6 protein-coding genes and 1 pseudogene are annotated in these 9,272 nt (G+C 69.7%); 4 read left to right on the forward strand and 3 right to left on the reverse strand.

What is annotated here, in order from left to right; genetic code table 11:
- The 3 genes from VD972_RS36155 to VD972_RS36165 form a co-directional block, all read left to right on the forward strand.
- The coding region (locus tag VD972_RS36155) for an adenylate/guanylate cyclase domain-containing protein (protein WP_324993371.1) at nucleotides 1-1,262 on the forward strand (1,262 nt) is incomplete at its 5' end.
- The gene (locus tag VD972_RS36160) at nucleotides 1,259-3,430 is read left to right on the forward strand and encodes a serine/threonine-protein kinase (protein ID WP_324993372.1); all 2,172 of its coding nucleotides are present in this window, start codon (nucleotides 1,259-1,261) and stop codon (nucleotides 3,428-3,430) included. The genes VD972_RS36155 and VD972_RS36160, both read left to right, overlap by 4 nt.
- 114 nt (nucleotides 3,431-3,544) lie before the next feature.
- Nucleotides 3,545-4,477 carry a hypothetical protein gene (locus VD972_RS36165; protein WP_324993373.1) on the forward strand — a complete coding sequence of 311 codons (933 nt, stop codon included), beginning with the start codon at nucleotides 3,545-3,547 and terminating at the stop codon, nucleotides 4,475-4,477.
- Nucleotides 4,478-4,504: 27 nt separating this feature from the next.
- Here VD972_RS36165 and VD972_RS36170 read toward each other — a convergent pair whose 3' ends face one another.
- Complete coding sequence (locus tag VD972_RS36170; protein WP_324993374.1) at nucleotides 4,505-6,436, reverse strand: beta-galactosidase; 1,932 nt, start codon at nucleotides 6,434-6,436, stop codon at nucleotides 4,505-4,507.
- Between the two features lie 22 nt (nucleotides 6,437-6,458).
- Nucleotides 6,459-6,581, reverse strand: coding sequence for a hypothetical protein (locus VD972_RS36175; protein ID WP_324993375.1), 123 nt, complete (start codon nucleotides 6,579-6,581; stop codon nucleotides 6,459-6,461).
- A 74-nt stretch (nucleotides 6,582-6,655) separates the two neighbouring features.
- On the opposite strand from VD972_RS36175, the gene VD972_RS36180 reads away from it, so the two are divergent.
- Nucleotides 6,656-8,881: a UTP--glucose-1-phosphate uridylyltransferase gene (locus VD972_RS36180; protein ID WP_324993376.1), complete on the forward strand. Its 2,226-nt coding sequence runs from the start codon at nucleotides 6,656-6,658 to the stop codon at nucleotides 8,879-8,881.
- Nucleotides 8,882-9,019: 138 nt separating this feature from the next.
- On the opposite strand, the pseudogene VD972_RS36185 reads toward VD972_RS36180, so the two are convergent.
- Nucleotides 9,020-9,272, reverse strand: a pseudogene (locus VD972_RS36185) (galactokinase); the annotation flags it as partial.

Here is a 9,272-nt window from a genome sequence, read left to right on the forward strand (position 1 = left end):
GCTCTGTGCCGGCGTTCCTGGCGCAGATGGATCAGGGCCCGCAGAACTTCCGCCCGGCCGACGAGCTGAGCGACATGGAGGCGCTGCGCCGGGACTACGAGAAGCTGCGCATCGCCTACGAGTTCCACCGCCAGGTGAGCCTGGCGGGCACGCAGCAGGAGCTGTTCGATCAGATCATCCGCGTGGCGTTCCAGCTGCTGCCCGCGGACAACGGCGTCATCCTCACGCCCGATCCGGACGGGACCTTTGAGGCGGTGGCGGTGCACCACCGCCAGGGCCGGGCCATGGCCGTCGTGCTGTCGGACACCGTGCTGCGGCGCGTGGTGGAGACAGGCAAGGCGGTGCTCACCGCGGACGCCATCATCGACGAGCGCTTCTCCGCCGCCGAGAGCATCGTGGCGCAGGGCATCCGCTCCGCCATGGCGGTGCCGCTCACCAGCAATGGCTCCATCAAGGCGGTGCTCTTCCTGGACAGCCGCCAGCGCATCAACGCCTTCTCCGAGAACGATCTGACGATCCTCACGGGCATCGCCGCGCAGGCGGGCATCGCCCTGGAGAACGCGGCGCTGGCCGAGCAGATCCGCGCCGAGGCCATCACCCGCGCCGAGCTGAGCCGCTTCCTCTCCAAGGCCGTGGCGGACGCGGTGATCAAGGGAGAGACGGAGGATCTGGCGCAGAGCAAGATGGCGGAGGTGAGCTGCCTGTTCGCGGACATCCGCGGCTTCACCACCCTGGCAGAGAGCGAGTCTCCCCAGGCCGTGGTGGAGATGCTCAACGAGTTCTTCACCGCCATGGCCAACGTGGTGTTCCGCCACGAGGGCAACCTGGACAAGTTCATCGGCGACTGCGTGATGGCCGTGTGGGGCCCGCCGCTGACGCACCCGGACGATCCGGCGCGCGCGCTGCAGGCCGCGCTGGAGATGATGGAGGCGGTGGACGAGCTCAACGAGAAGCGCAAGATGCAGGGCAAGCCCCCCATCGAGGTGGGCATTGGCATCAACACCGGCCAGGCCGTTGTGGGCTACATGGGCAGCGTCGAGCGCCATGAGTTCACCGCCATTGGCGACACGGTGAACACGGCGTCCCGGCTGTGCGGTCTGGCCAAGAGCGGTGAGGTGCTGGCCTCCGGGACGACGATCGAGAAGGCCGGGCCGGGGTTCTTCGCGGTGGAGCTCCCCGTGATGCAGGTGAAGGGCCGGGAGAAGGGTGTGAAGACGTTCCGGGTGACGGGCTCGGAGCGCACCGTTGTCCGGGACGCATGATCACCCAGGTCTGCCCCAACTGCGAGCGCACGCACGACGTGAGCGTGTACGTCAGCGGCCAGCGTCTGCTGTGCCGCTGCGGGATCCGCTTCGAGGTGCGCCGCAATGTCATCACCACCGTGGGCTCGCGCGTCACGGTGCCGGAGATGCAGGCGGTCCAGCTGTCTGCCGCGGGGGGCTCGAGCGGCGCTGAGGTGCAGGCAGGCGGGCAGGTGGGCGCGGCGGGGGTGAGTGGTGTCGTGCTCTCGCCCCAGGAGTCGGTCCCCACGATGCCTGGGGGCGGCGTGGCGCCTCCGAGCCAGCCGCTGATGGTGGACCTGGACGTCAGCTCGGCCACGGTGCTGCGGCCTTCCGAAGTGGCCGCAGGGCCTGGCAAGCACGCGGAGCTGGATGGGACGTTTGTCTCCCAGGGCAAGGTGGAGCTGCCGGGCTACGAGATGCTGGAGGTGCTGGGGCGGGGAGGCATGGGCGAGGTGTGGCTCGCGCGGCAGCAGTCGCTGGAGCGCACGGTGGCGGTGAAGCTGCTGCCCCCGCGGCTGGCGAAGGATCCTGAGTTCGTCACCCGCTTCGAGAAGGAGGCCACGGCGCTGGCGGCGCTCAGCCACCCCAACATCATCCAGATCATCGATCGAGGGATGGCCGGGGAGCACTACTACTTCGTGATGGAGTACGTGGAGGGGCGCTCCCTGCGCGAGCTGCTGGGGGTGAACCGGCCCACGCCGCAGCAGGGCCTGCGCATCCTGCTCCAGGTGGCGCGCGCCATCGAGTACGCGCACGAGAAGGGGATCATCCACCGGGACCTGAAGCCGGAGAACATCCTGCTGGACGCGAGGGGCCACGCGAAGGTGGCGGACTTCGGCCTGGCGGGCATCCGGCGGCCGGACTCGCGGCTGAACCTCACGGCCACGGCGGTGGCCATGGGGACGATCAACTACATGGCGCCGGAGCAGCGGCGGGATGCCCGGAGCGTGGACGGGCGCGCGGATCTGTTCTCGCTGGGCGTGATGGTCTACGAGGTGCTCACCGGGGAGCTGCCGGTGGGGCGCTTCCGGATGCCCTCCGAGCGGGTGCAGGGGGTGGATCCGCGCGTGGACGAGGTGGTGGCCCGGCTGCTGGAGAACGAGCCCGAGGCGCGCTATGCGACGGCGGGTGAGGTGTGCGCCGCGCTCGAGGGGGTGCTGGGCTCCGGCTCCGGACCGGCCCTGGCACCAGGTGCTTCCTCGGGGGCCCGCTCCGCGCGGAAGCTGGCGCCGGGCTCCGTGGCGAAGCGGCTCCACATGGGCTGGCGCAGCGTGCGCACCGGGCTGGCCGTGGTGGGCGGGCTCATCCTCCTGGCTGCCGGCGTGCGCATGGTGTTCGGCTCGGTGGATCTGCACGTGGACGGCGGGGAGAAAGGCGGGATCACCATTGGCACGTCGGGCATCGCGGTGAAGCCCGGCAAGAAGCCGTGGCCCGCGAACACGGACAGCGAGCTGTTCGCCACCTCCCAGGTGGAGAAGGCGGACAAGCCGGATGGGCTCTCGCGCGTGACGCTGGACTTCCTGGTGGGCGAGGAGGAGATGAATGCCTGGTCCGGGACGTGGCGCCTGGAGAAAGGCAAGCTCCTGGTGACTCAGGGCGGGAGCGAGCTGGGCCCGAAGGGGCGCTTCCTGCCGCGCACATACGTGGCGCACCGGTACTTCTCCAGTGACGACTTGACCGCCGAGGTGGAGATGGATGTGCGCCCGCTGGGGCCTGGCTACCCGGACGAGGCGGATGCCCAGCACTTCGGCGAGCTGACGTACCGGATCAAGGATCTCCAGGTGTCGGCGTTCGCCATCCCGGATGTGGGCATGCGCCTGTCCTGGCGCTACCTCCTGGAGGATGGCGAGGAGGTGGTGGGCAACAGCTCCCAGGATCTGGAGAACCTCACGGCGGACGAGATGCCCGTGCCCGCGAAGGGCCCATTCCGCGTGCGGCTCCAGCTCAAGCGGAAGAAGAACGGCGTGATGGCGGAGGCGTTCGTGAACAACAGGCGCTTCGCCTACAAGATGTTGCACGGGCTGGAGGGGCGCGTGGGCAAGGTGGCCCTGGGCTGCCGCAACCTGGAGTGCAGCTTCGACGACCTGGTGGTGCAGGGGATCCTGAAGGAGCGGCCGAAGCGGAGGGTCGCGGGCGCCCAGGAGTGAACGGACCTCCTGCCCTGGAAGGTCCAGTGGGCGACGCCCTGCACCTGAGGTACCGGGCGGCCTTGCACCCCCATTGCACCATCCCCACCCTCGACAGGCGTGACGTGCGACGGCGTGCGCACGCCATCAGCCGCGGGGGAAGGGATGGACGCGAGGATGATGCTGACGCCGCTGTACGGAGCGGCTCTGCTGGGGCTCGTGGGCCTGGCGTTCGCTTTCGGGCGCAAGGACGCGCGCGCATTCATGCCCCGCTGGCCGCTTGCGTGGTTCGGGCTCCTGGCGGCCGTCTCCCTGGCGCTGAGCACGGACTACGTGCCCACCTCGCTGCAGGTCTCGCTGGACACGGCGGGCCGCGGCATGGGGTTGGTGCTGCTGGGGGTGGCGGCAGGGCTGGCGCTCCTGGGCTCGCGGGCCCGGCTGCGTGCGGACGCGCTGAAAGGCTCGGCGCCGAAGAGCATTGATGAGGCCGTGGCGGAGCTGCGCGCGGGCCGGGAGCCCGGGTGGGGGGTGTACCGGGGGCGGCTCGGGGCCAGCGAGCCGGTGACTTCTCCGGGCGGCGTGGTGTGCGCCTTCTATGACGCGGAGCTGCGCTCGGCGGGGGATCAGGGGCGCAAGGGGCCGTTGATCTCCCAGGAGAAGGCGTACTCGCTGCTCATCACGGTGCGCGGCGAGCTGACGGAGGCAGCGGTGAGCTTCTCGCCCTCCACGATGCTGGCGCCGGTGCGCGTCGTACGGAGCCAGACAGATCCGCGGCTCGTGGAGCCGGACGCAGGGGAGCTCGTCCAGGGCAAGCCGGTGGAGGAGGTGCTGTCCTACGAGCGCGTGGGCAAGCTCGGGGAGCCGTGCCTCGTGGTGGGGGAGTTGCAGCGCGGGCCCGCGCCGGGCTCGTACGTGCTGCGCGGGAAGCAGGGCGGCCCGGCGATGCTGGTGCTCGGGGCCGAGGCCATGGGCACGGGGCAGCAGCTGGCGCGCCGGGCCTGGGGCTGCTTCTCGGCGGCCGGGGCGCTGTCCGTGGCCGCGGCGTTCGTGCTCTCGCGCACTCTCTAGAGAAGCACCCGACTCCGGGAGCCAGGCTCAACCCCAGGCACAGACGCCTTGGGGAGGCACCATGCCATCGCCCAGGAGGATCCGGGCATACGCCGGCACGGGAGCGCGCCAGGGGACGGAGTCCGAGTTGAAGGCGAAGGTGGTGCCACCGCGCCTGCGGAGCCTCACTCCCTCGGGCAGCCGCAGCGGAGCCAGGTTGGCTTCCCTGGCCAGGACTTCGAACCAGTCCATCAGGAACGCGGAGTCAGGCACGCACCCCAGGTAGTGGACACGGCCATTGCAGATGACTGCGGGCTTGCCGTCGCTGAAGCGGGCCTCGATGACGGCGCCCACATCCAGGTGCTCGAGCCAGAGCCGCGCCTCATAGCGGCGCCCTTGCCAGTCCAGTGTCTCCGTCATCTCGGGAGCGAGGCTCTCCACGCGGGTCACCTTCACATCCAGCAGCCGTTGGAGCGGCCCGGGGGGCAGTCCGCCGGGGATCTGGAAGTGCGCGGTCTTCGAGCCGCTGCGAGGGCCGAAGATCACCCGCCCCTTGCAGGCCTCGAAGGCCTTCAACGCCGCATCGCTGATGATGGGCAGCGAGGGCACCAGCACCAGCGGGTACCCATCGAGGCTCGCGCCCGGCGGGACAATGTCCACGTCGAAGCCGAGCCGCCGGATGGCCGTGTACCACTCGAGCACCAGGGACTTGTACTGGAACTCCTTGCCCTGGGGCTGAATGGACAGGACCCAGTCCGCCTCATGATCGAACACCAGGGCCACGGGCGCACGCAAGGTGGCTCCGAGCTTCACGGACATCAGCTCCCGGGCCGTCTGCTCCACCTCGAAGAAGCCGACGTCCGGCGCAGAGTCCGGCCGATGAAGCCCGGCGTGCATCTGCTCCTGGGCGAAGGGCGCCTGGCGCCAGCGGAAGTAGGAGACGACCTCGGCGCCGTGCGCGAGCGCCTCCCACGTCCACAGCCGCACCATGCCCGGAGCCGGTGCAGGGTTGTGCGAGGCCCAGTTCACCGGGCCCGGCTGCTGCTCCATCACCCACCACCGGCCGCGGCCCACGGCGCGGTAGAGATCGTGATGGAAGGCGGCGATGTCCGGGTGGCCAGTGCGGGCATAGCGCTGCTTGACGTCCGCGGGCAGGGGGAGCTGATCCGTGAAGCCCAGCGGGTAGCTGTCCCAGCTCGCCACGTCGAGATCCGCGGCCACTCGGAAGTGATCGAAGTCGGTGGAGAAGCCCATGTAGTTGTGGGCGAGGAAGCGCTCTGGCGAGAGGCGGCGCAGGAGGTCCACCTGCAGCCGGTTGAAGGCCACCACCTGGTCCGAGGCGAAGCGGTAGTAGTCCAGCCAGTGCGAGGGGTTGGCCTCGGTGACGGTGAGGTGGGGCAGTTCCACCTCCTCCCAGGCGCGGTACTCCATGCTCCAGAAGACATTGCCCCAGGCCTGGTTGAGCGCCTGCAAGGAGCCGTGACGGCGCTGGAGCCACGCGCGAAAGGCTTCCTGGCAGTTGGCGCAGTAGCAGCGCACGGTGTCGTGGCACCCGTACTCGTTGTCGAGCTGCCAGCCCGCCACCGAGGCGTTGTGGCCGTAGCGCTCCCCGAGAAGCGTGACGATGCGCTCACACTCCCGCGCATAGGTGGCGGACGAGAAGCAGGAGTGCCGCCGCGAGCCGAACCCGCGTGTCCGGCCCTCGCGATCCACCGGCAGCATGCGCGGGGTGCGATCCACCAGCCACTTGGGCGGGGTGGCCGTGGGAGTGCCAAGCACCACGCGCAGGCCGGCCGAGCCCAGCGTGTCGATCGCGCGATCCAGCCAGCCAAAGTCGAGCTGCCCCGGGTGGGGCTCCAGCCGGCTCCAGGCGAACTCGCCGATGCGGACATACGTGAGGCCCAGCGCCCTCATTCGGCGCGCGTCCTCGGCCCAGCGCGTCTCGGGCCAGTGTTCGGGGTAGTAGCAGACGCCCAGCATCAGGAAGCTCCCTCTCCTCCACTTACTCCTTCGTCGCCCCGAGTGTGAGTCCGGCGATGAAGTACCTCTGCATCAAGAAGAACATCGTGGCGGGCAGCAGGGCGGCGATGATGGCGCCCGCGGAGACAAGCTGCCAGCTTGCCACCCACATTCCTTTGGCAGCGCGCCACCTTCCAGAGATTGAAGCGGGCGACGCCGAGGGCTATGTAGCCCGCGCCCATGAACGACATCGAAGGCTTCGACGCGGCGCTGTTCCAGAGACTGGTGTCACGACTCCGTGATGAGTCCCAGCGCAAGCCCACCGCTGAGCGCTCCGCGGAGCCTCAGCCGCTGGCCCTCGCTGATCTCGAGCCCATGCCTCGCCCCGGGACGGAGCTCCATGCGGAGTGCCTGCGGCTTGGGGAGGAGGCCTTGCGTCGAGGAGCGGTCGCCGTCGTGCTTCTGGTGGGGGGCGCGGGGACTCGCTTCGGCGGGGCCGTGAAGGCGCTGGCACCGGTCCTCGATGGACGCACCATCCTGGATCTGAGGATGGAGAACATCCGCCAGATCGGCGAGCGCTACGACACTTCGGTGCATGTGGCGATGATGACTTCGCCGCTGAGCCATGAGGCGATCGAGGCCTACGTCTCTCGGAGTGGGCTTGGACGGCAGGTGCTCCTGTTCCGCCAGCGGATGCTGCCCCGACTGACGCCGGGCTGGGAGCTGTTCCGGGGCGCTGACGGCCAGCTGTCCTTCGCGCCCTCGGGACACGGCGACTTCTTCCGGGCCTTTCGGGAGAGTGGCACGGCAGAGGAGCTCCGCCGACGAGGGGTGCTGCACGTGTTCTTCTCCAACGTCGACAACATGGGAGCGACGCTCGATCCGCTGGTCATTGGGCTTCACGTGAAGCTCGGCAAGCAGATGAGCGTGGAGGTGACCCCGCGCGCCAATACACAAGGCACCCTGGACACGGGGGCGGCGCCTGTCCGCATCGGTGAGCACCTCCAGCTCATCGAGCACGTGGACTCGAAGAAGCACGCGCTCATCTCCACCAACAACCTTGGCTTCGAGCTGTCAGCCCTCCTCGAGAAGGACATCGAGGTTCCCTACCGTGTCGCCCGCAAGAAGGTAGAGGGCCAGGAGGTGCTGCAGATCGAGCAGGTCACGGGAGAGGCGAGCACGCTGGTAGGGCCGGACGGGCGGCCGTTGCTCTCCGTGGCCTTCATCGAGGTGCCGCGGCAGGATCCGCGAATCTCCCGGTTCGAGCCGGTGAAGGCGCCCGAGGATCTGGAGCTCGTCACTCCCCGGCTGCGCGAGCGGTTCCAGCCCGGGTCGCGGAGCGGGGTCTCCGTGGCGAGGGTTCCCCAGGAGGGGCAGGTGTCAGCGGCGTCAGAGCTCGAGGTGAAGCTGGCGCGGGTGCGCGCGATCCTGGAGCAGCACGGCCTGAGCGCGGTGCGGCTGCGAGGGGTGGACTGGTTCGCCTGGGCGACTTGTGGTGGCTCGAACGTGGTCCTGCTCACGACGGACGTGGGGGTGGCGGAGGTGCTCATCACCCGTGCGGCGGCGTGGGTGCTGACGGATGCCATTGAAGCGGCAAGGATGGAGCAGGAGGAGGTTCCGCCGGGGCTCCGGGTGTGGGCGTGTCCGTGGGCAGAGCGTGGGCAGCGCGAGGCCTTCGTCGAAGCGAAGCGGGGAGGAGGCCTGGTCGCCTCGGATCGTCCTTCGGGGCAGGAGGTGCCGCTGCCAGCAGAGCTGGTGGACGCGCGGCACTCGCTGCTTCCCGAGGAGCTGGAGCGCTACCGGGTGCTCGGGCGCGACGCGGCAGAGGCGATGACCGAGGTGCTGCTCGCGGCGAAGCCGGACTGGACGGGCTGGCAGCTCGCGGGCGCCGGAGCTGAGGCGCTCTGGGCGCGCGGCATCCACCCCGCGCTGACGCTGGTGGGAGAGGAGCGTCGCCTGCCGCTGCACCGGCATGCCACGGCGAGCCGGGAGCGCCTGGGCTCGCGGGCGATGCTGGTCTTCTGCGCGCGTCGGCACGGGCTGTTCGCCAACCTCACCCGGTTCGTCTACTTCCGGGAGCCCACGGTGGAGGAGCGCCGGCTCGTGACGGACGTGGCGCGGGTCGAGGCAGCGGCCTTCCGGGGCTCGCGGCCTGGAGTGACGCTCGGGCAGGTGTACGCGGCGATGGTGGAGGCGTATGCGGCTTGTGGGCACCCAGGCGCCGAGGCCTTCCATCACCAGGGAGGCTCGTGCGGATACCTCTCGCGCGACGATGTGGCGGGGCCTGGCTCGAAGGTGGTCCTGCAGCCGAACAACGCCATGGCCTGGAACCCCTCTCTGCCGGGAGCGAAGATCGAGGACACGGTGGTGCTGACCGAAGGGGGCCTGGAGATCCTCACGGTGGATCCGCGCTGGCCGACCTTCCAGGTGGAGGGCCGTGCCCGGCCGGATCTCCTGGTGCGCTGACCAAAAAAACCTGAGAGAGCGGGACGCCGGGGCGGGAGGACCCGCCAGCCGGCGGGAGGACCCGTCCCGCAGCGAGGGACCCGCGACCTGTGGATCCCGAGGCTGTGTGAGCCCGGGTTCTGGAATCGACTGGAGTCCTCAGGCTGACTGGGGAGCAGGAGGCTGCGGGAGGAGGATCGATGGACGCTGACCCGAGCGGGCCGCGTAGCTCTCGGAGATCCGCGCGGCGACCGCAGCGCCGGTGCCCGCACGAGCCATCATGACAACGGAGCCGCCGAAGCCCCCGCCGGTCAGACGTGCGCCATAGACGTCCGCATCATCCCGCGCGAGGTCCACGAGCAGATCGATCTCGGGGACCGAGACCTCGTAATCAAGGCGCTGGGACTCATGC

Source organism: Hyalangium sp. (assembly GCF_035629615.1).
Taxonomy (GTDB): Bacteria; Myxococcota; Myxococcia; order Myxococcales; family Myxococcaceae; genus Hyalangium.